The following is a 19,923-nucleotide window of genomic DNA, read 5'->3' on the forward strand; positions in this document are numbered from 1 at the left end:
GAACTCATAGCCTGCGCTGGTGTTGCTCACACATCCGCATGCCAGTCACCCGATTTTCCGCCTGATTTTGAGATTAAGCGAACGCCCTCAATCACCATAGCTCGGTCGATCGCCTTGCCCATATCGTAAAGTGTCAAAAGCGCGACAGATACTGCCGTCATCGCCTCCATCTCGACCCCAGTTTTGCCAGTGAGAGAGGCGGTCGCAGTTACCCGAATTCCGTCTACTTCACTCACAATCTCTACCACGACGCTATCAAGCGCCAATGGATGGCAGAGCGGAATTAACTCGCCGGTTTTCTTTGCAGCCATGATCCCGGCGATACGAGCGGTTGCAATAGCATCGCCTTTCTTGCCATCGCCACTGGTTAAGGCGGCCAGTGCCTTTGCTGTCATGCGAATGCGGTCCGCTCGCGACAGCCACGCGCTCCGTCTCCGCCTTCGCACCTACATCGACCATGCGCGCCGCGCCTTTATCGTCGAGATGAGTGAGCTTAGCCATTCAGAAGGGCCTTGGTAGCCTGCTCTACATCGTCATTACGCATGAGGCTTTCACCCACGAGAAAGCTCCTGGCGCCAGCTTTCGCAAGACGCTGGCAATCCCCGTGAGTGGATATGCCGCTTTCTGATACGATTAGCGCGCCTTCGGGTGCCAGGGGTATAAGCCGTTCGGTCACTTCAAGCGAAGTCACAAAACGGGTGAGGTCACGATTGTTGATGCCGATCAAGCGTGATTGCAGAGAATTCGCGCGTTCCATCTCGCGCTCATCATGCACTTCCACCAGGACATCGAGCTGATGTTCAATCGCGGCACTTTCGATTTCTTTCATTTGTCCATCGTCCAATGCGGCGACGATAATCAAAACCGCATCTGCCCCCAGCGCTCGCGATTCCGCGACCTGCCAGGGATCAACCATGAAATCCTTGCGTAGAACAGGTAGGTCACACGCCGCTCTCGCAGCGACCATATAATCCTCATGCCCCTGAAAATATCGGGCATCGGTCAAGACAGACAAGCAAGCGGCTCCGCCAGCGGCATACGCTTTCGCATGGGCTGGTGCGTCGAAATCTGCTCGAATGAGCCCTTTGGAGGGGGACGCTTTCTTGATCTCCGCAATCAAGCCAAAGCCCGTTTCTTGCTTGGCTTGAAGAGCTCGTTGAAAACCACGCGGCGCACTTTGTTCGCGCGCCTTCGCCTCCAGTTCGGCGAGCGGGTTTACGGCCTTGCGGTCACGCACCTCGTCACGTTTATGTGCGCAAATCTCTTCGAGCTTGTTCATGCTTAGCGGGCCAGTTCAATCCAGCGGGCGAGCTTCTCTTTGGCTCTGCCCGAATCAATCGCCTCTGCCGCCATTGCTGCGCCTTCTTCCCAGCTTTCGGTTTTGCCAGCGACGATCAGCGTGCCAGCTGTGTTGAACAGCACAGCATCGCGATAAGGGCCAAGAGAGCATGCCAGCAGACCGCGCAGGGCAGATGCGTTGTAAATCGCATCACCGCCACGGATAGCTTTGACGGGAGCAGGGGTAAGTCCCGCAGCCTCGGCCCTAAGGCAGAATCATGTCCACCGTTTTGCCGCGCACATCGGCAACCTCATTACCGCCTGCCAGACTTAATTCGTCCAGTCCCTCGTCACCTGAGACAATCATCGTGCGTTCAGTGCCCAATTCAGCCTTCGCAGCCGCATAGATCGGCACATATGCAGGGCGTGCAATTCCGATCAGCTGCCGCTCAACCCCCGCTGGATTGGAAAGTGGGCCCATCAAATTGAAGATCGTGCGTTTGCCGATGCGTTGCCGGATGGGGTGGATCCGGCCCATTGCCGGGTGGTGGTTCTTGGCAAAAAGGAAACAAATGCCGATTTCAGCCAGTGTTTTTTCCGCCGTACGACCAGCGACATCCATATCAAGGCCAAGCGCCTCCAACGTATCGGCAGCTCCTGATTTGCTGCTGGCCGCGCGATTGCCGTGTTTCGCCACAGGTACATCACACGCAGCAACCACCAGGCTCACCGCAGTAGAGACATTCAATGTATGGTGCCCATCGCCGCCAGTGCCACAGCAGTCGACAGCCCCTTCAGGTGCTTCAATAGGAATCAACCGAGCCCGCAAAGCTTTGGCCGCACCCGCTATCTCATCGGATGTCTCACTGCGCGCACTCATTTCGGTGAGAAAGCGTTCAACCTCTTCATCACTGGTCTCGCCATCGAGGATCCAGCCAAACACCTCTTCAGCCTCGGATTGAACGAGATGCTGGTCAGCTTTGGGCAGTGTTTTCATGCGGGCACCTTCGCATCAACGCCGCAAATGGCGAGGAAATTGGCAAGTAAGGCGTGACCATGTTCGGTCGCAATGCTTTCTGGATGGAACTGAACACCGTGTATGGGCAATACTCTGTGACGAAATCCCATCACACTTTTGGCATCAGAGTTTGGCGTTTCGCTCGTCGCATTTACGACCAGGCAGTCTGGAGTATTCTCGACAATCAGTGAGTGATAGCGGGTCGCCTCATACGGAGAGGGCAGACCGGCAAATACGCCAGAACCGTCATGCGAGACCGCGCTTGTTTTGCCATGCATCAATCCGCCACGAACGACTGATCCACCAAAGTGTTGGCCAATCGCCTGATGGCCCAAGCATACGCCAAGTAGGGGCAGTTTTTGATCAGCACATGCGGCAACGATCTCGAGGCTTGCACCAGCTTCGTTTGGTGTACACGGCCCCGGAGATATCAGGATGCCCTTGGATCCTGAAGTCACGGCGTCATGCGCACTTATCGCATCATTGCGAACCACTTCGACATCAGCGCCCAATTCCATCAGGTAGTGGACGAGATTGAAGGTGAAGCTGTCGTAATTGTCGATGACGAGGATGTCGGGAGAGTTTCGCATCAATTCCCCTCGGGCCTCTTAACCACCGTGATGATCGGGCCAATCGGTCCTTCGGCATCCATGCGTCCGGTCGCCGGGTTCCAAAGGGCAGAGACCGTGCCATCAAGATAAAGAGCATTCTTAACCTGCAACTCGTCCCGGTAGAAGCGCGCCAGACGGCCAAAGGACAAGGGCGCATTAGACGTTACGAAGTGCGCCCGACCGCTTTCGTCCACACCGACCCCGTTGCGCACAAATCGTGAAGGTCCATCGTCCTGAATATCGGGATGTAGAGCACCATCGATCACCAGCATCGGACCAGATTGTGTGCCGAATTCTGGCCTTTGCGAAACATTGGCCAGAAAATCTTCAGTCGTGCGAATTTGCCATGTGTCCCCACTGCCGAAGAACACGCCATTGGGGCGGTCGTAAAAATTGCCTTCTCCAGTGCCGGTGTCCAGCGTGCCGATCCGGTTACCGCCCTCCACATAGTAACCGACAGGGCTCCCGTCTTCTTCGAACATGCCGCCGTTGACAGCAAAGGCGATTGTAGCGCTATCGACATCCCGGGCGAGGGCGGCGAAGCTGCGGTATGTTGCGCCAGACGCACCGGCTAGCCTGGTCGAAATTGTATGACGCGCGGGCACAGCCAAACAATGGGTAAGAGACGTGTCTTCGAAAATGACCGAGCGGCAGGATGATTCTACTTCGGACGAGATCGTCGTTGCCAGACCTGGCCCTGCGTCAGGATCGGCAGGCTGCGCCGGAGCATCGCCAATCTGCGCCCTTGCAACCGGTTCGCCGCCTTGTTGCCCATCGCATGCAGCAACGCCCATCGTGAGGACCAGCGCGAAAAAACCTGCTTTGTTGACTGCGAAATTCACTGACCGAAACCTGCTTCCCTAGCGATCCGAACCGCTTCTTTGGCGGCTGCCTTGAGTGCACCCGCTTTCGCTTCGCACTCACGCTGCTCATAGTCAGGATCACTGTCGGCAACAATCCCTGCGCCTGCCTGCACGTGCATGATGCCATCCTTTACAACCGCAGTGCGCAAGACGATGCAGCTGTCTACTGAGCCGTCGGGCGCGAAATAGCCAACGGCGCCGGCATAGGCTCCGCGTGTTTCTGGTTCGAGTTCGGCAATAATCTCACAGGCCCGAATTTTCGGTGCGCCGCTCACCGTGCCCGCTGGAAATCCGGCGAACACCGCGTCTAGCGCGTCGGACTGAGCATCCAACTTGCCAACGACATTGCTAACGATATGCATCACATGACTGTAGCGTTCGATGGTGAAGCTGTCTGTGACCTCGACACTGCCTTTTGCTGCCACGCGGCCCACGTCATTGCGGCCAAGGTCCAGCAGCATGAGATGCTCTGCACGCTCTTTTGGATCAGCGAGAAGTGATGTCTCATTGGCCCGGTCCTCCGCGCTGGTCGCACCGCGAGGGCGCGTGCCAGCAATAGGACGGATGGTGACCTCGCCATCGCGAACCCTCACCAAAATTTCCGGGCTTGACCCGACAACTGAAAAGCCAGGCAGATCCAGGAAATACAAAAATGGCGATGGGTTAACCCGTCTCAACGAGCGGTAGAGATCAAAAGCTGGCAAGGAAAACGGCGTTGAAAAGCGTTGGGCCAGAACAACCTGAAAAATGTCACCTGCCGCAATGTAATCCTGCGCAGCCAGGACCATCTCACGATAGCGATGCGGCGGAGTGTTATGCGCAAAGTCGATGTCAGCAACATCCGTGCGCGCGCCCTGTCTTTTTGGGCGATCCATATCGAGTACGCGCAATGCCTCATCGATACGATCACGCGCATGCTCAATGGATTGATCCACATTGTTTGCGGACCAGATTGGGGCGATGCAGAAGACTTCATCGCTGAGATTGTCGAAGATCAGAATCAGCTGCGGCCTCACAAACAGCATATCAGGCAGGGCCAGTTCACTCTCCGGCGCACGGGGAATGTCTTCGACCAAGCCGACTGTCTCATATCCGAAATAGCCGACAAGACAGGCAAGGGCGGGCGGCAGCCCCTCTGGAACATCAATGCGACACTCCGTCGCGAGCGCGCGCAGTGCGGCTAACGGATCGCCATCGCATGGAGCAAACGCATCGCGATCTATTTGCCATTGGCGATTGATTGTTGCGGCGCTCTTGTCGGCACGAAACACCAGGTCTGGGTCGCATCCCATGAGGCTATATCGACCACGCGTTTCCCCGCCTTCGACTGACTCCAACAGAAAATCGCCGCGCTCAGGCTCAATCAACTTAAGCGCTGCGCCAACCGGCGTAAGCGTATCAGCTACCACCCGGCGCCAAACAAGCGATGGCTTGCCTTTTGCTAGCGCAGATCGCGCGACATTCTCACCATCAAGCAAAGTCAGAATCGCCTCACTGAATGTCTTGGTGCTTTGAACGTGGCAATCAACGCTCGCCGACGAGCTGTTTACGCACCGCCTCGATAGCGGCTGGATTGGTTTCGACACCCATTGAGGCGCGCATGGCTGAAATCATCTGGCGCGAATACTCCTCGCCAACCGCAGGACCCAATTGGCTTTGCGCCTGCACGATCAGGGGATCATCGGCATCGATCTCGCCTACTTCGATTGCGTCAAGTGTGACAACGAACCAACCCAGATCACGACCGAGCCGCAAGGCGTTTCGTCGTACCCTGAGCCATGCTGAACAGCAGAGCAAGCGGAGGAGGGATGCGTTGCTGAGCCTGCTGGGCGAGCTCTTCACGCGAAAGATTGATCGTCTCAACAGGCGGCAGGCGTTGTTCTTCGGCCTGAATTGCAGGCGCCAGAGCCATATCGCCAGACACACGCTCCATAACGCGATCGGCGGCTTGTCGCGCGGCCTTATGGCCTTCTGACAATTTCCAGCTGGCGACCACTGCATCGCGTATTTCGGTCAGCGGTGCGGCGGCAGATTCGGTGATGTCCGACACTTCGTAAATCAGATACATCTGGCCACGCGCAACATCGGCAATCTGGGGCTCGCTTTCTTCCATCTGAAAGATGGTTGAAAGGGCGGGAGCAAGAACCTGTGGCGCCGACTGACCCTGCGCCTGATAAATCGAACCGTCGGCCAACACCGGCTGGGTGGTATCGATAGTCAGATCTAGACTTTGAGCAACGGCACTCAATGATTCCCCACTATCCAATTGCTCCTCGATTTGTGCAGCAAGATCAGCCAACGCGCGGCCACGCTTTTCATCACGCAGAGTTGTCGCAATTTCGTCGCGCACCGATTCTAGGCTGCGTGCCGCACGCGTATCTACTGTGTCGACGCGGGCGATATGCCAGCCAAGTGAGCTACGGGCGGGCACAGTCAATGCACCACGCTCGGCAGAGAAATACGCTTCAGCTACGCCCTCTGACAAATCATCGGCGATACCGGATTGATCGGTTGGCCCTACGTTGGAAGACCGTAAGCCAGCATTGCTCGCCACCTGCTCAAAGCTGGCGCCAGCGCTGACCTGAGTCACGCAGCGCATTTGCCGCTTCCTGCGTAGGAACAATCAATTGCGTGAAGGAGCGATCCTCGCGTTCCGCATATTGCTCGGCGTCGTCCTCATACCGCTTGGCGATCTCTGCTTCGGTCGGCTCAATAGCGTCGTTGACCGCTTCACTGTCGAATGTGGCGTAGCGAACCACGCGGCGCTCCGGTACGGACAAAGTCGCTCCGGTTGTCCGCATAAAACGCACTCAGCTGCTCGTCTGTCGGATCAGCCTCCGGCGCAAACACGCCTGAAGGCAGAAACGCGATCGCCCCGTTCCTGCGCTCTTTAAAAAGCTGCGCGTAGCGCGTCGCCAACTTTGTGGGCATGGTTGCGCCAAACGATGCAGGAATGATCATCTGCTGCGCCAGCATGCCCGATTGGATATCCTCGCGCACTGACCTTTCGCTAAGACCCTGCTGAGCTAGCGCCTGACGAAATGCATCTGCGCTGAAATTTCCGTCTGCCCCCCTGAATGCACCGATCTGGCGAATTTCACTGTTGACCAGGTTTTCACCTGCCCGCAGGTCATGTTTCTGTGCATAAGTTGCTATAGCATATCGATCAAGCAGCTGCTCCAAGACCGTATCAATACCGCCTTGGGCAACGAAAGCTTGCATCGAGAGCGTTGGGTTCTCGGCGCGGACGCGATCTAAAGCGGAAGAGACATTCTGACTGAATTCAGCAGTGCCAATCTTCTCATCACCGACAATTGCGACCCGATCACCTCCGGCAACACCGCCAAATGTCCCCGTATTCGCCACATCACTGCTGGCGAAGGCGAAGGCGATCAGGGCCAAAAAGGCCAATGTAAGGCCAAGGCCAATCTTCGAACTGAAAAATTTACGAAAATATTTGATCATAAGTATCGATTATCCGGCAAATGGACCGATCCCGTCGGGAAAATGTGGAGACGCCTTTATCGTCCCTGCGACTGTGCCGCAACAGGTTGCAATTGGTTTTGACCTTAGTTGCTTGCTCGGCTAGCGGCCCTGTCGCGGAAGCCCTATATGGCTCTCTCTTGGTGTGATCAGCGCAAACAAGGACAAGTAATTCTATGGCCGAACGGCCCTATATTATCGGCAATTGGAAAATGAACGGCGTGCGCGCAATGCTGTCAGAAGCGCGCGCGATTGATCGGGCTGCCCAGCGCATCATGAAGGTAGAGGTAGCTCTCGCTCCCCCGCATACCCTCATCCATGCCACTCACCGCGAGGCGGAACAGATCGCCATCGGTGCCCAGGACTGCCATGCGGAACCTGATGGCGCGCATACCGGAGACATCTCCGCAACAATGGTCGCGGATTCCGGGGCGAAATTTGTCATCCTCGGTCATAGCGAGCGGCGTGAGAACCACGGTGAGAGCGATACTCTCATTGCTTCGAAGATATCGGCTGCGCTTGAGGCGGGGTTGCGTGTGGTTCTGTGCTGCGGCGAAAGCCTCGCCACAAGAGATTCTGGCGAAGCCGAGAGCTTTGTTATCGGGCAACTTAAGGCAGCCATGCCAGATATTGATGACGCGGCAGAGCGATTGACGATCGCTTATGAGCCGATTTGGGCCATTGGCACCGGCAGGACTGCGGGCAACGATGATATTACGGCGATGCATGCGAGTATCCGGCAACTGCTGACCGAAACTTATGGGGCCGAGGCATCCGAAGACATCCGCATCCTCTACGGTGGATCGGTTAAGCCTGAGAATGCCCGCGAAATTCTTGCACTGCCCAACGTTGACGGCGCTTTGGTAGGCGGCGCGAGCCTGACAGCGGATAGCTTCCTCAGCATTGCAATGGCCGCTGTCGATACTGAAGCTGACTGAGCCTGTTACAAGGCAAGGGTTGTAGACACTCAATCACGAGCCTAAATGGCCACAGTGATAAACGCGCGCGAACTTCCGCGTAATTCTGGACGATACCATGTTTCTTTTCCTCACCGTTCTTCAAGCACTCGTGGCGGCTCGCCTTGGTGGGCGTCATTCTTATGCAGAAATCAGAGGGCGGGGGCCTCGGCATTGGCGGCAGTCCAACAGGGATGCTGAGCGCGCGCGGTGCCGCCGACTTTTTAACACGAACGACGAAATGGCTTGCCGTGGCATTTGTTGCATTGTCCATCGTGCTGGCCGCGGTTGCCGTTGACACCACGAGCGGAGACGACCTGGAATCGACTTTGGATCGTAGCGTTACGCCAACTTCTCAGCCCGATCCGCTTGGCGGATCGACAGGCGCTACACCCGATGAAGGCGCGCCGTCGGCGGACGGCGAAGCAGCTCCTGCGGCGAACGACGATCCACTCGCAAACTGAGCGGTCCAACTACGAAGGCACACAGCTGTGGATGGAGCAGAAGGCTCCGCAAATTTTCCTGACATAGTGCTTGCACCGAATCCAATGTGAGCCTTAAGGCTCGCCTCCCATGGCGCGGTATATTTTCATCACCGGCGGCGTGGTTTCCTCGCTCGGTAAGGGCCTCATGGCCGCTTCTCTCGCAGCTCTCTTGCAGGCTCGCGGATACAAGGTTCGTATTCGGAAATTCGATCCGTATCTCAACGTCGATCCGGGCACGATGAGCCCGTATCAGCACGGCGAGGTCTACGTGACCGATGATGGTGCGGAAACCGATCTGGACCTGGGTCACTATGAGCGGTTCACGGGCGTATCTGCGCATCAGGGTGATAATATTACCTCGGGACGTGTCTACCAGCAGATCATAGCAAAAGAGCGCAGAGGTGATTATCTGGGTGCGACCGTTCAGGTCATTCCGCACGTCACAGATGCGATCAAGGAGTTCGCGCTCGCGGATCAAGACGATCACGATTTTATTCTGTGCGAAATCGGCGGCACTGTAGGTGATATTGAAGGCCTTCCATTCATGGAGGCTATTCGGCAGCTCAGAAATGATCTGGAGCCTCTTCAGACTCTGAGCGTGCACGTGACACTAATCCCGTTTATTGCCGCAGCGGGCGAGCTAAAGACCAAGCCGACGCAGCACTCCGTACGCGAGTTGGCATCGCTTGGGATCAAACCTGACGTACTTTTGTGCCGCGCTGAACATGAGATTCCAGATGGCGAGCGCCGTAAGATCGCGCAATTCTGCAACGTTCGGCCAGAGGCGGTTATTCCCGCACTTGACGCTCCATCGATCTATTCGGTCCCGCTGCAATATCATGCGGAAGGGCTGGATCGGGAAGTCCTGCGCGGCTTTGGTATTACTGATGCCCCCGAGCCTGACCTGACCCGCTGGTATGATGTTGTCGATCGCCACGCCAATCCCGAAGGCGAAGTCACCATAGGTGTCGTCGGCAAATATGTAGGCCTTCAAGACGCCTATAAGTCTTTGAACGAGGCGCTCATCCATGGCGGAATGGCGCATCGCGTCAAAGTCAACATTAAGTGGATTGATGCGGAGGTATTTGAGCAGTCGGACAGCGATATTGCCGCTCAGCTTGAACCTATGCATGGGATTTTGGTGCCGGGCGGCTTCGGTGAACGCGGTTCAGAAGGTAAAATTTCCAGTGTGCGTTTCGCCCGGGAACATAACGTGCCTTTCCTCGGTATTTGCCTCGGTATGCAAATGGCATGTGTGGAAAGCGTGAGGTCGGCTGGAATGCCGGATGCATCGTCTAGCGAGTTTGGCGACACTAAAGAGCCGGTCGTCGGCATCATCACCGAATGGATGTCAGAAGAGGGCTTACAAACCCGCGAGACTGGTGGGGACCTTGGCGGCACAATGCGCCTTGGCGCCTATGACGCGCAACTATCCGGCAACAGTCATGTTTCGGGCATTTACGACGGGGCAGAGATGATCTCTGAAAGGCACCGCCACCGCTATGAGGTGAACAGCAAATATATTCCGTCGATGGAAAATGACGGGCTGGTATTTTCTGGCATGTCACCGGACGGATTGCTGCCTGAAATCGTGGAGCGTCCAGACCATCCTTGGTTTGTCGGCGTGCAATTCCATCCCGAACTCAAGTCCCGCCCATTTGACCCACATCCTTTATTCGCGGGGTTCATTGGTGCAGCATTGACCCAGGCAAGGTTAGTCTAAGCACTCGCAAGCAATATTGCCCCAGATAACACTGTCCCAAAGCAGGATTTGTACAGAAACGACACGCCGGTGTCCGTTTTTACCTATCCGCCGCGAAGTCTTTTGACAATTTTGCACGAGTAGCGAGGATTCGCGATGTTTGGTGTACGCAGGGCAATGCCCAGGGGGATGCCATTTGTCGCATTTCAACGCTGATCCCGGTGTTGATTGTCATCTGCGACCCGGACGGTCAAAATCGGGATCGGGCGGCGTTTTTACGTCGCGGGGGCTAACACTCTTGTGGTGCTAGCCCCCTTTTCGTTTGTGAGGCAGTTAGTAAATCGAACGACTTAAGCTGCGTTCGAGCTTTCATCCTCGTCAGACTTAACAACTTCCAAGGTGTTGCCGCCGATGGCGATCTTTTTTGGCTTCATCGCCTCGGGCACTTCGCGCACCAGATCGATATGCAGCAAGCCGTCGGCGAGATCGGCGTGTTCTACACGAACATAATCGGCGAGCTCGAAACGACGTTCAAATCCGCGATTGGCGATACCGACATGCAACAATTCACCCGAGGGCTCTTCAACAGCCTTCTTACCGGACACAGTCAGCAGATTTTGCTGAGCCGTGATGTCTAGATCGCCTGGGCGAAATCCAGCCACCGCGAGGGTAATGCGATAGGTGTCTTCGTCGCGACGCTCGATGTTGAATGGAGGGTAGTTGTCGCCGGAATTGTGGCGAGCCTGATTTTCGAGAAGGTCGAAAAGGCGATCAAAGCCAACGGTTGAACGGCGATAGGGGGTAAGGTCAATACGATTCATAACAGCAAATCCTCTTGCTTGAGCAATTTGAACATATGCGAAGCCCAGACATTGGCACCTCGCTTGATATTTGTATCAGATACGCCATCTTGGCCACATCTGACACATATGAGATGGGTCAATTTACCCCAATTTCAAGACCCACGATCACCGGAAACAGGATCACGAAATGAGCACGCCCGAAGTAACTCTCTATACCAAATTCACTTGCGGTTTCTGTATGCGAGCGAAACATCTGCTGGATCAAAAAGGCGTCGCATATATCGAGCATGACATATCGATGGGCGGCCCAAAAAAGGAAGAGATGCTGCAACGCGCACCAAACGCACGGACTGTGCCGCAGATATTCATCGGTGATACGCATGTTGGCGGATCAGACGATCTTGCAGCCTTAGAGCGCAATGGGAAACTCGACGCGCTTCTCGACGGATAGTCCAGCCTGATGGTCAAGATTGCTGTCTTGCAAATGACCTCGGGCATTGATCCTGAGCAGAATTTCGGCGCTATCGAAAGAGCAATAGGTGAGGCCGCTCCAGGTGGCGCGGATATGCTCTTCACGCCTGAAATGAGTCTGCTGGTTGACCGGGATCGCAAGAGGTCGGAACCGCACATTCTATCGCAAGACGCGTCCCCCTATCCGACCCGACTTCAAGAGGCTGCACAATCGCACGACCTCTGGCTGACGGTTGGAGCTCCGGTAAAACTCGCTGATGGCATGATGGCGAATAGGCAATGGCTTTTCGCTGGCCATGGGCAGGAACCAACTCATTACGACAAGATCCATATGTTCGATGTGGAACTCGCGAGCGGTGAAACATGGCGCGAGAGCGCAGCCTATGCGCCGGGCAATGAGGTCGTTAGTGTTGAGGACACTCCAATCTACCGCCTGGGGCTGACCACATGCTATGATGTACGCTTTCCGGCCCTTTTCGCTGCATTGGGCGACAAACAATGCGATGCTATCACGGTACCTGCCGCCTTCACTGTGCCAACCGGAAAGGCGCACTGGCACGTGATGCTTCGGGCAAGAGCCATTGAGGCCAGCGCGTTCGTTATTGCCCCAGCACAGGTGGGCAAGCACGAGGATGGTCGCGAGACGTATGGTCACTCTTTAGTCGTCGATCCATGGGGCGAAGTACTGCTCGATATGGGCGGCGACGAGGCCGGACTGGGCTTTTGTGAGATTGACCTTAACCGTATCGAAGAGGTTCGCAGGCAAGTCCCAAGCCTTGCCAACCGGCGAGAAATCGCCACATAGGCCCGCGAAATGATTGTTTTTGATCTCTCTTGCGAGCACGGCCATGTCTTCGAAGGCTGGTTCAGCTCATCCTCTGACTTTACCGGGCAGTGCGATCGTGGCCTTGTGACATGCCCGATGTGTGGTAGCGAAACCGTCAGCAAAGCGCCCATGGCACCTGCCGTTCCTGCAAAAGGCAATTCGCGCGGCGACCAAGTTGCGCCTGTAGGACTCGCTGACGAGACACACCCGGTCGCGAACACGCCAATGCCGAAAGAGGTTGCCGAGGCCTTCGCCGCCTTGGCCAAAGCGCAGTCAAAGGCCCTCGCAAAAAGTGAGTGGGTCGGCGACAAATTCGCCGATGAGGCTCGCTCGATGCATTATGGTGAGAAAGATTCCGCCCCAATCCATGGTCAGGCCACTCGCGAAGAGGCCGAAGATCTGATGGAGGAGGGTGTCTCAATCGCCCCTCTGATCGTCCCGGTCTCTCCACCAGACGAATTGAACTGATTGCCTCTTGCGCATCGGCTGCTAGAGCGACGTCGGGCGCCCGTAGCTCAGTCGGATAGAGCACCAGATTCCTAATCTGGGGGCCACAGGTTCGAATCCTGTCGGGCGCACCAACTACCCTAAATGTCCGGCAGCTTTCGCAGTATCAATGACGCCCTGAGCGAGCTCTTGAGGGCGATCTTCCTGACAGAAATGCCCGCACTTGGTGAGCATAGCGTGAGGCTGACCTTTCGCGCCCGGAATTCTGTCGATCAACGGTTGTGCCAGTCCGCCAGTTACTGGATCATCTTCTCCAAATAGTGTGAGAAATGGCTTGCCAAATGACGCCAGACCTTTCCACGCGGCAAGGTTCTCCTCAATCCCGGCCATACCGTCTTCAATCGGAACCAATTGTGGAAACGCACGCGCGCCAGCCTTGTAGTCTTCGCTGGGGTAGGGGGCGTTGTACGCGGCAATCTCTGCCTCACTCCGGTCAGTTTGTGTTGCACGATCAAGGATGCTGCCAATATCGAAATCTGGCGAACTCTTCGCGAATTCGCGCCATGCCAGAAATGCAGGAGATGGCGTGCCACCCGTGGGCAGGAAAGTGTTGCTCGCAACCACGCAGCTAAACAGCTCGGGATCATCACCAACCATCCTGAGGCCGAGCAGTCCTCCCCAGTCCTGACAGAACAGGGCGGCAGGGCGGGGCTCGACGGCGCTTCGCCATTGTTTGAGCCAGCTCGTATGACGCGCATAGGTATAGAAGTCTTGGTCATCGGGCTTATCGCTTTTGCCAAAGCCAATAAGATCAGGTGCAAGCACGCGAAAACCGGCATCGACAAGAATGGGGATCATCTTGCGATACAGGAATGACCAGCTCGGCTCACCATGAAAAAGAAACACCGGAGGGGCGTTTATCTCGCCCTCATCAATGTAATGCATCCGTCCCTTATGCCCTTCGCCCAGATCAATATCGACCCAATTTTCTGCAAAGGGGTAATCGGGGATATTGGTGAAGCGCTCTGCAGGTGTGCTTAGGATTTGCATGGCTGATCTCTCCTCTTAAGTGACCAGCCTAAGACAAGACCGCTACTTTGTCTCGCCCGGTTTCGATCCCATCGGCACTTTCTCTTTGAAAGTGTGCGTGATGTAGGGGAATGGAATTTCAATCCCTGCATCATCCAGACCAGCTTTGATCGCACGCATCACTTTGTCTCGGCTTTCATGGCCTGCACGCGGTGTTGATCCGGCCCACCAGCGGACGGTAAAGTCGACAGAACTGGAATTGAACTCTGACGCGAAGATGTCGACTTTTTTGTCGTCCTCAACAACATCGACACTCTCAACTGACCGACGGATTACGTCGGCGGCGTGGTCAAGGTTCGTATCGTAGCTGACTCCGATCACGACTTCATGACGTCTTTTCGATTCATCTGTAAAAATCCCGACAGCATTTTTGAAGATCATCGAGTTGGGCACGATGGTCAGTTCACCGGAAAGTTTACGCACATGGGTTTCGCGCAAGGTGATATGCTCAACCTTGCCGGTAATTCCCTCACACTCAATGATATCGCCAATGCGCATCTTCTCACGCAGCATGATGAGCACACCCGCCATGAAATTCTCGAAGATGTCCTGAAAGGCAAAACCGATGGCGACCGCGCCGATCCCAAGGCCAGCAAACAAGCTGGCAGGTGTGAGGCCCGGCATGACCGCTATCGCAGCACTCATCAGGCCGATGAGCCAAATCGCTAGCTTGACCAATGTATCAATCAGCGCCTTGAGGCTTGGCCGAATATCAGTCCTGCCCACCAACTTGTCGGCAATGCGCATCGCAAAGCGCGCCACGATCCACGTAATACCGAGAATAATCAACGCAATCGCAATGCTTGGAATGGCGCGCACTAGCGCCTCTGACATGCTCAAAAGTTGATCACTAAGTGTGCTGATCGCGTCGCTTGTTGAAGTGACCGCGTTGTCGGTCGCTGACGTCTGTGATGCTGTCATAAGTCCCTCGGTTTAGCCACACAACGAGCTAAACCGTCAATAAGTTCCGAGACATAGCGATCGCGGCTTAATCCGCCCGCGCGTGCTGTTTGCGCGATTATTTGTGCGCTATCGCTTCGCTGCTTCAGCGCGAGCGACTTCGTGCAGCCAGTCGGCGTGGCGAGGAGCCTTTTTGGTCTCGCTCCACTCTTCAAGCATCATGGGGGCAACCCGTTTCAGCTCATCATACTGCTCTTGCGTGCCAATGTCTGCGGCGAGTTCAACACGATGACCATTGGGGTCGAAGAAATAGATCGACTTGAAGATGCCGTGGTGTGTTGGGCCGAGCACGTCGATGCCTTGAGCCTCGATATGATCTTTGGCTGCAAGCAGATCTTCCTCGCTCGCCACACGAAAGGCGAGGTGTTGCACCCATTGCGGAGTGTTTTCATCACGTCCCATATCGGGCTGATTGGGCAGCTCAAAGAAGGCAAGAATGTTGCCGTTACCCGCATCCAAAAAGACGTGCATATACGGGTCATAGGCGCCGGTGGAGGGAACGTGATCTTCAGCAAAGGCTGTGGTGTAATCCATGCCAAGAACGCGGCCATACCACTCAACCGTCTCTTTGGCGTCTTTGCAGCGATACGCGGCGTGGTGAACGCCACCGAGTTTGATCGGATGGCTCATTCTGCTGGCTCCGCTTCCTTTGTGTCGAGCACACCGCGGGCGATCTGATCACGCTCAATACTTTCAAACAAGGCCTTGAAGTTGCCCTCACCAAATCCGTCATCGCCTTTGCGCTGAATGAATTCGAAGAAGACAGGACCGACCTGAGCTTCGGCAAAAATTTGGAGGAGCAAGCGCGGCTGACCGCCCTCGGTCGTTCCGTCCAGCAATATGCCGCGCATCTGCAGTGCTTCGGCATCCTCACCATGGCCTGGCAGACGCTCATCAAGCATCTCGTAGTATGTCTGGGGCGGCGCAGTCATGAACGGCACACCAAGGTCTTTCAGGCGGTCCCAACATGCCAGCAGATCGTCACAGATCAGCGCGATATGTTGAATTCCTTCGCCATTGAACTCGCGTAGGAACTCTTCGATCTGGCCTTTACCGCCTTCACCTTCCTCATTGAGTGGAATCTTGATCTTACCATCGGGTGCGGTCAGCGCCTTTGACGTTAGGCCCGTATACTCACCCTTGATGTCGAAGAAGCGGATTTCCTGAAAATTGAAGAGCGTTTCGTAATAATCCGCCCAATACTTCATCCGTCCGGTGTAAACGTTGTGCGTCAGGTGATCGATGAGCTTAAAGCCAGCGCCTTCCGGGTGTCGCTCGACTCCGGGGAGGTACTCAAAGTCAATGTCATAGATTGAAAGGCCTTCGCCGTCTTCACTCGCGTATCGATCCACCAGATAGAGGATCGCGCCACCAATTCCGCGGATTGCCGGGATGCGCAGCTCCATCGGACCTGGGTCATTTGCAACCGGCTCTGCCCCTTGAGCGATCAGATGATCGTAAGCTTTCACTGCATCGCGAACCCTAAATGCCATACCGCATGCGCTTGGCCCATGCTCGCGCGCAAAATACCACGCGGTACGAACGCGGCTCGTAATTGGCAATCAGATTGATGCCGCCCTGCCGCCAAAGATGCACGTCCTTGGAGCGGTGCGTGGCTACATGCGAGAAGCCCATCGCCTCAAAAACTGGCTCAAGCTGACCTTTTTCGGGAGCGCAAAATTCAACAAACTCAAATCCGTCCAGGCCAGCGGGGTTCTCAAACAGATCGGGCATCAAGCACTCCAGTCATTTGGTTACAATAGAAACTATCTAGTTTGGAGCGCCCAATCCGTCAAGCGTCCCACCGCTCTTTGCAAACGCATAAATAGCGACCAAGATGTCTTCAGGACAAACCGATGATCAAACATTTTGGACCAATCACGTCGCGTTGATGTGCCACGGTATGCAGGAAACAGTCGAGCTACTTGGTGGTTTTTCTGCGACTGATTTTGTCGATACAAGTCGCGAAAGACATAAAGTGCTTGCTATAGTAGCTTAACCATGATTCTGTGAGTGTATGAAGTTGTCCAACCGCAACCGCCTACGTGGCAAATTTCCCGTTGCAAATGGGCTGGCTCTGTCCTTCCTGCTCGTGATGGGCGGCTTGGCAGTGGCGGGGCCGTCTGGCCTTCTTTCGTGGAGCGAGAATTTGCGGTTGCTGGACCAACGGCAGGAGCAATTGGCGCTACTCACAGAAGAGCGCGATGCGCTCAAGAACAAGGTCGAGCTGCTTGACCCCAATCACGCTGATCCTGATCTCGTGGGCGAGCTTTTGAGAAGCCAGCTTAACGTACTTCACCCCGATGAGATCGTCGTCACCTTGGAAGAATAAGCTGCTGAGATTACTCAGCAGCAGCTTCGGCCCTTGTGCAACGCTGCCCTTTTTCCCGGCCAAGCTAAGCTAGCATTGCCGCTACGACACCTTGCATCTATATCGCCCACAGATTCCCTCTCCGGCAGCAACAAAGGACCATCACTTTGGCCAAGAAGTCTCGGACTAAAGAGAACTCGGCGAGCAAGACCTCATCTGACACTGAGTTTGCTCTTCACAACTTACAAGATCAGCATGAAGCATCGCCGCGCTTCGAAGCGAGCGGTGAGCAAATGCTCGAGTTTTATCGTCAGATGCTTCTCATCAGGCGTTTTGAAGAAAAGGCAGGCCAGCTTTATGGGCTCGGCCTGATCGGCGGCTTTTGTCACCTGTATATTGGCCAGGAAGCGGTTGCGATTGGCCTCCAATCCGCTCTCGACAACGACACAGACAGTGTCATCACCGGGTATCGAGACCACGGACACATGCTTGCCTATGGCATCGATCCAAAAGTGATAATGGCCGAACTGACGGGACGCCAAGCGGGTATCTCAAAAGGCAAGGGCGGCTCGATGCATATGTTCAGCACCGAGCATAAGTTTTATGGCGGCCACGGCATTGTTGGCGCTCAAGTCTCCCTTGGTGGCGGGCTCGCGCTTTCTCATAAATACAACGAAGATGGCGGTCTGTGCCTTGCATATTTCGGTGATGGTGCGGCCAATCAGGGACAGGTTTACGAAACCTTCAACATGGCGGCTCTTTGGGATCTGCCAATCGTGTTCGTGGTCGAGAACAATCAGTATGCGATGGGTACAGCTGTCACGCGCTCCAGCGCGGAGACTGAGTTTTATCGGCGCGGCACTGCCTTCCGCATCCCGGGAATGGATGTCGACGGAATGGATGTGCTCGCCGTGCGTCAAGCAGCCGAGATCGCTTTCAAACACGTACGCGATGGTAACGGCCCGGTTTTGATGGAGTGCAATACCTATCGCTACCGCGGGCATTCAATGTCCGACCCTGCCAAATATCGGACACGTGAAGAAGTGAAAGACATGCGCGATCACAAGGATCCTATTGAGGGTCTGAAAAAGGCGTTGCTTGATGCGGGCCATTCAGAGGATGATCTGAAAGCCATCGACAAGGACATTCGCAAGGTTGTGAATGAAGCGGCTGACTTTGCCGAAAACTCTCCGGAGCCGGAGCCTTCCGAACTCTACACCGATGTTCTGGTGGAGAATTACTGATGGCGATTGAACTGAAAATGCCAGCACTTTCCCCAACCATGGAGGAGGGAACACTCGCCAAATGGCTCAAACAAGAAGGCGACACGATTGAGCCCGGCGATATCATAGCCGAGATCGAAACGGACAAAGCCACGATGGAGTTCGAGGCCATCGACGAGGGTACCTTGTCAAAGATCCTTGTGAGCGAGGGCACTGACAACGTCGCAGTGGGCACTGTAATTGCCACGCTGGCAGGCGAGGGCGAAGAAACCGCTGAGGCTGAGGTTGGCGAAGCCGAAACAGAAGCGACGCCGTCCCCTGAAAGGGATGTTGCGGCTCCATCAATCACGCCTGAGAAGCCGACCACATCGCCAAAATCAGACCCGGCAATCCCCGACGGGACGAACATGGCGACTGTAACTGTTCGCGAAGCGTTGCGCGACGCGATGGCAGAGGAGATGCGACGTGATGAGCGTGTCTTCGTCATGGGTGAAGAAGTTGCCGAATATCAAGGCGCCTATAAGGTAACGCAGGGGTTGCTCGATGAGTTTGGGCCTAAACGCGTCATCGATACACCGATTACCGAGTATGGGTTTGCCGGGATTGGTACAGGTGCGGCGATGGGCGGTTTGCGTCCAATCGTTGAGTTCATGACATTCAATTTCGCCATGCAAGCGATTGATCACATCATCAATTCTGCGGCAAAGACCAATTACATGTCCGGCGGGCAGATGCGCTGTCCGGTGGTTTTCCGCGGGCCTAATGGCGCGGCGAGCCGCGTTGGCGCGCAGCACAGTCAGAACTATGGGCCGTGGTATGCAAGCGTGCCCGGCCTGATTGTGATCGCTCCATATGACAGTTCAGATGCGAAGGGCCTGATGAAAGCAGCCATTCGCTGCGAAGACCCGGTCGTCTTTCTTGAGAATGAACTTGTTTACGGTCGCAGCTTCGAATTGCCTGAGCTTGACGATCACGTGCTACCGATTGGCAAGGCGCGGATCATGCGCGAAGGGTCAGATGTAACCATCGTTTCCTATTCGATCGGCGTCGGATCTCGCACTTGAAGCTGCAGAGACTTTGGCTGGAGAAGGCATTAAGGCAGAGGTCATTGACCTTCGCACGTTGCGCCCCCTCGACACCGAAACAGTGTTAACGTCTCTTAAGAAGACAAACCGGCTGATTATCGCGGAGGAAGGTTGGCCAACCTGCTCAATCGCATCAGAAGTAATTGCGGTGTGCATGGAACAAGGTTTTGATTCTCTTGACGCTCCTGTCCTGCGCGTCTGCAACGAGGATGTGCCTTTGCCGTATGCAGCGAACCTCGAGAAGCTGGCTTTGATCGATGCTGAGCGAATTGTTGAGGCCGCAAAAATGGTTACCTACCATAAGTAAGTAAC

At 55.3% G+C, this 19,923-nt stretch carries 19 protein-coding genes, 1 tRNA gene and 5 pseudogenes; 10 read left to right on the forward strand and 15 right to left on the reverse strand.

Annotated elements, in window-relative coordinates:
* Nucleotides 1-26 precede the first annotated feature (26 nt).
* The 10 genes and pseudogenes from moaC to ACZ1GM_RS08455 all read right to left on the reverse strand — a co-directional run bounded on the left by moaC (nucleotide 27) and on the right by ACZ1GM_RS08455 (nucleotide 7,235).
* Nucleotides 27-501: pseudogene (gene moaC / locus ACZ1GM_RS08410) on the reverse strand (cyclic pyranopterin monophosphate synthase MoaC).
* Nucleotides 494-1,279: an indole-3-glycerol phosphate synthase TrpC gene (trpC, locus tag ACZ1GM_RS08415; RefSeq protein ID WP_472676065.1), complete on the reverse strand. Its 786-nt coding sequence runs from the start codon at nucleotides 1,277-1,279 to the stop codon at nucleotides 494-496. The pseudogene moaC and the gene trpC overlap by 8 nt, the downstream one beginning before the upstream one ends.
* Before the next feature lie 2 nt (nucleotides 1,280-1,281).
* Nucleotides 1,282-2,275 (reverse strand): annotated as a pseudogene (gene trpD / locus ACZ1GM_RS08420) (anthranilate phosphoribosyltransferase).
* A complete protein-coding gene (locus ACZ1GM_RS08425) occupies nucleotides 2,272-2,886 on the reverse strand; it encodes an anthranilate synthase component II (protein WP_472676066.1) in 615 nt (204 codons plus the stop codon). The pseudogene trpD and the gene ACZ1GM_RS08425 overlap by 4 nt, the downstream one beginning before the upstream one ends.
* Nucleotides 2,886-3,749 carry a phosphodiester glycosidase family protein gene (locus ACZ1GM_RS08430; protein WP_472676067.1) on the reverse strand — a complete coding sequence of 288 codons (864 nt, stop codon included), beginning with the start codon at nucleotides 3,747-3,749 and terminating at the stop codon, nucleotides 2,886-2,888. The genes ACZ1GM_RS08425 and ACZ1GM_RS08430 overlap by 1 nt, the downstream gene beginning before the upstream one ends.
* Complete coding sequence (gene trpE / locus ACZ1GM_RS08435; protein WP_472676068.1) at nucleotides 3,746-5,248, reverse strand: anthranilate synthase component I; 1,503 nt, start codon at nucleotides 5,246-5,248, stop codon at nucleotides 3,746-3,748. The genes ACZ1GM_RS08430 and trpE overlap by 4 nt, the downstream gene beginning before the upstream one ends.
* A gap of 46 nt (nucleotides 5,249-5,294) precedes the next feature.
* Nucleotides 5,295-5,525, reverse strand: a complete 231-nt coding sequence (locus ACZ1GM_RS08440; RefSeq protein WP_472676069.1) for a hypothetical protein — start codon at nucleotides 5,523-5,525, stop codon at nucleotides 5,295-5,297.
* Nucleotides 5,509-6,369, reverse strand: coding sequence for a peptidylprolyl isomerase (locus tag ACZ1GM_RS08445; protein WP_472676070.1), 861 nt, complete (start codon nucleotides 6,367-6,369; stop codon nucleotides 5,509-5,511). Before ACZ1GM_RS08445 ends, ACZ1GM_RS08440 begins: the two co-directional genes overlap by 17 nt.
* The gene (locus tag ACZ1GM_RS08450; protein ID WP_472676071.1) at nucleotides 6,329-6,529 is read right to left on the reverse strand and encodes a hypothetical protein; all 201 of its coding nucleotides are present in this window, start codon (nucleotides 6,527-6,529) and stop codon (nucleotides 6,329-6,331) included. Before ACZ1GM_RS08450 ends, ACZ1GM_RS08445 begins: the two co-directional genes overlap by 41 nt.
* Complete coding sequence (locus ACZ1GM_RS08455) at nucleotides 6,501-7,235, reverse strand: SurA N-terminal domain-containing protein (RefSeq protein WP_472676072.1); 735 nt, start codon at nucleotides 7,233-7,235, stop codon at nucleotides 6,501-6,503. The genes ACZ1GM_RS08450 and ACZ1GM_RS08455 overlap by 29 nt, the downstream gene beginning before the upstream one ends.
* 194 nt (nucleotides 7,236-7,429) lie before the next feature.
* Here ACZ1GM_RS08455 and tpiA point away from each other — a divergent pair, with 194 nt between their 5' ends.
* The 3 genes and pseudogenes from tpiA (at nucleotide 7,430) to ACZ1GM_RS08470 (ending at nucleotide 10,417) form a co-directional block, all read left to right on the forward strand.
* A complete protein-coding gene (gene tpiA, locus ACZ1GM_RS08460; RefSeq protein ID WP_472676073.1) occupies nucleotides 7,430-8,191 on the forward strand; it encodes a triose-phosphate isomerase in 762 nt (253 codons plus the stop codon).
* 97 nt (nucleotides 8,192-8,288) lie between these two features.
* Nucleotides 8,289-8,673: pseudogene (secG, locus tag ACZ1GM_RS08465) on the forward strand (preprotein translocase subunit SecG).
* Between the two features lie 109 nt (nucleotides 8,674-8,782).
* Nucleotides 8,783-10,417, forward strand: a complete 1,635-nt coding sequence (locus ACZ1GM_RS08470) for a CTP synthase (RefSeq protein WP_472676075.1) — start codon at nucleotides 8,783-8,785, stop codon at nucleotides 10,415-10,417.
* A gap of 329 nt (nucleotides 10,418-10,746) precedes the next feature.
* Here ACZ1GM_RS08470 and ACZ1GM_RS08475 read toward each other — a convergent pair whose 3' ends face one another.
* Nucleotides 10,747-11,217, reverse strand: a complete 471-nt coding sequence (locus tag ACZ1GM_RS08475) for an Hsp20 family protein (protein WP_472676076.1) — start codon at nucleotides 11,215-11,217, stop codon at nucleotides 10,747-10,749.
* A 169-nt stretch (nucleotides 11,218-11,386) separates the two neighbouring features.
* Here ACZ1GM_RS08475 and grxC point away from each other — a divergent pair, with 169 nt between their 5' ends.
* From grxC to ACZ1GM_RS08495, 4 genes are all read left to right on the forward strand, one after another.
* Entirely contained in the window at nucleotides 11,387-11,650 is a 264-nt protein-coding gene (gene grxC, locus ACZ1GM_RS08480; protein WP_472676077.1) for a glutaredoxin 3, read from the forward strand.
* Between the two features lie 9 nt (nucleotides 11,651-11,659).
* The gene (locus tag ACZ1GM_RS08485; RefSeq protein WP_472676078.1) at nucleotides 11,660-12,475 is read left to right on the forward strand and encodes a carbon-nitrogen hydrolase family protein; all 816 of its coding nucleotides are present in this window, start codon (nucleotides 11,660-11,662) and stop codon (nucleotides 12,473-12,475) included.
* A 9-nt stretch (nucleotides 12,476-12,484) separates the two neighbouring features.
* On the forward strand, nucleotides 12,485-12,964 hold the full coding sequence (locus ACZ1GM_RS08490; RefSeq protein WP_472676079.1) for a DUF1178 family protein: 480 nt from the start codon (nucleotides 12,485-12,487) through the stop codon (nucleotides 12,962-12,964).
* A 36-nt stretch (nucleotides 12,965-13,000) separates the two neighbouring features.
* Nucleotides 13,001-13,077 (forward strand) — tRNA-Arg (locus ACZ1GM_RS08495).
* A 1-nt stretch (nucleotide 13,078) separates the two neighbouring features.
* Here the strand turns inward: ACZ1GM_RS08495 and ACZ1GM_RS08500 are convergent.
* The 4 genes and pseudogenes from ACZ1GM_RS08500 to hppD all read right to left on the reverse strand — a co-directional run bounded on the left by ACZ1GM_RS08500 (nucleotide 13,079) and on the right by hppD (nucleotide 16,726).
* Complete coding sequence (locus ACZ1GM_RS08500; protein ID WP_472676080.1) at nucleotides 13,079-13,993, reverse strand: haloalkane dehalogenase; 915 nt, start codon at nucleotides 13,991-13,993, stop codon at nucleotides 13,079-13,081.
* A gap of 42 nt (nucleotides 13,994-14,035) precedes the next feature.
* Nucleotides 14,036-14,953, reverse strand: coding sequence for a mechanosensitive ion channel family protein (locus tag ACZ1GM_RS08505; RefSeq protein WP_472676081.1), 918 nt, complete (start codon nucleotides 14,951-14,953; stop codon nucleotides 14,036-14,038).
* Between the two features lie 108 nt (nucleotides 14,954-15,061).
* On the reverse strand, nucleotides 15,062-15,622 hold the full coding sequence (locus ACZ1GM_RS08510; protein WP_472676082.1) for a VOC family protein: 561 nt from the start codon (nucleotides 15,620-15,622) through the stop codon (nucleotides 15,062-15,064).
* Nucleotides 15,619-16,726 (reverse strand): annotated as a pseudogene (gene hppD, locus ACZ1GM_RS08515) (4-hydroxyphenylpyruvate dioxygenase). Before hppD ends, ACZ1GM_RS08510 begins: the two are co-directional and overlap by 4 nt.
* A gap of 283 nt (nucleotides 16,727-17,009) precedes the next feature.
* Here hppD and ACZ1GM_RS08520 point away from each other — a divergent pair.
* The 3 genes and pseudogenes from ACZ1GM_RS08520 (at nucleotide 17,010) to ACZ1GM_RS08530 (ending at nucleotide 19,918) form a co-directional block, all read left to right on the forward strand.
* Entirely contained in the window at nucleotides 17,010-17,324 is a 315-nt protein-coding gene (locus ACZ1GM_RS08520) for an FtsB family cell division protein (RefSeq protein WP_472676083.1), read from the forward strand.
* A 146-nt stretch (nucleotides 17,325-17,470) separates the two neighbouring features.
* Nucleotides 17,471-18,547 carry a pyruvate dehydrogenase (acetyl-transferring) E1 component subunit alpha gene (gene pdhA, locus ACZ1GM_RS08525; protein ID WP_472676084.1) on the forward strand — a complete coding sequence of 359 codons (1,077 nt, stop codon included), beginning with the start codon at nucleotides 17,471-17,473 and terminating at the stop codon, nucleotides 18,545-18,547.
* Nucleotides 18,547-19,918, forward strand: a pseudogene (locus tag ACZ1GM_RS08530) (pyruvate dehydrogenase complex E1 component subunit beta). The gene pdhA and the pseudogene ACZ1GM_RS08530 overlap by 1 nt, the downstream one beginning before the upstream one ends.
* Nucleotides 19,919-19,923: the final 5 nt, after the last annotated feature.

The organism is Qipengyuania sp. JB2-7, assembly GCF_055693485.1.

Bases quoted from the DNA above. Each gene is read 5' to 3' on its own strand.
- trpC (WP_472676065.1), bottom strand. From the start codon at position 1,279: ATGAACAAGCTCGAAGAGATTTGCGCACATAAACGTGACGAGGTGCGT.
- ACZ1GM_RS08425 (WP_472676066.1), bottom strand. From the start codon at position 2,886: ATGCGAAACTCTCCCGACATCCTCGTCATCGACAATTACGACAGCTTC.
- ACZ1GM_RS08445 (WP_472676070.1), bottom strand. From the start codon at position 6,369: ATGCGCTGCGTGACTCAGGTCAGCGCTGGCGCCAGCTTTGAGCAGGTG.
- ACZ1GM_RS08455 (WP_472676072.1), bottom strand. From the start codon at position 7,235: ATGATCAAATATTTTCGTAAATTTTTCAGTTCGAAGATTGGCCTTGGC.
- tpiA (WP_472676073.1), top strand. From the start codon at position 7,430: ATGGCCGAACGGCCCTATATTATCGGCAATTGGAAAATGAACGGCGTG.
- ACZ1GM_RS08470 (WP_472676075.1), top strand. From the start codon at position 8,783: ATGGCGCGGTATATTTTCATCACCGGCGGCGTGGTTTCCTCGCTCGGT.
- ACZ1GM_RS08475 (WP_472676076.1), bottom strand. From the start codon at position 11,217: ATGAATCGTATTGACCTTACCCCCTATCGCCGTTCAACCGTTGGCTTT.
- grxC (WP_472676077.1), top strand. From the start codon at position 11,387: ATGAGCACGCCCGAAGTAACTCTCTATACCAAATTCACTTGCGGTTTC.
- ACZ1GM_RS08485 (WP_472676078.1), top strand. From the start codon at position 11,660: ATGGTCAAGATTGCTGTCTTGCAAATGACCTCGGGCATTGATCCTGAG.
- ACZ1GM_RS08490 (WP_472676079.1), top strand. From the start codon at position 12,485: ATGATTGTTTTTGATCTCTCTTGCGAGCACGGCCATGTCTTCGAAGGC.
- ACZ1GM_RS08500 (WP_472676080.1), bottom strand. From the start codon at position 13,993: ATGCAAATCCTAAGCACACCTGCAGAGCGCTTCACCAATATCCCCGAT.
- ACZ1GM_RS08505 (WP_472676081.1), bottom strand. From the start codon at position 14,953: ATGACAGCATCACAGACGTCAGCGACCGACAACGCGGTCACTTCAACA.
- ACZ1GM_RS08510 (WP_472676082.1), bottom strand. From the start codon at position 15,622: ATGAGCCATCCGATCAAACTCGGTGGCGTTCACCACGCCGCGTATCGC.
- ACZ1GM_RS08520 (WP_472676083.1), top strand. From the start codon at position 17,010: ATGAAGTTGTCCAACCGCAACCGCCTACGTGGCAAATTTCCCGTTGCA.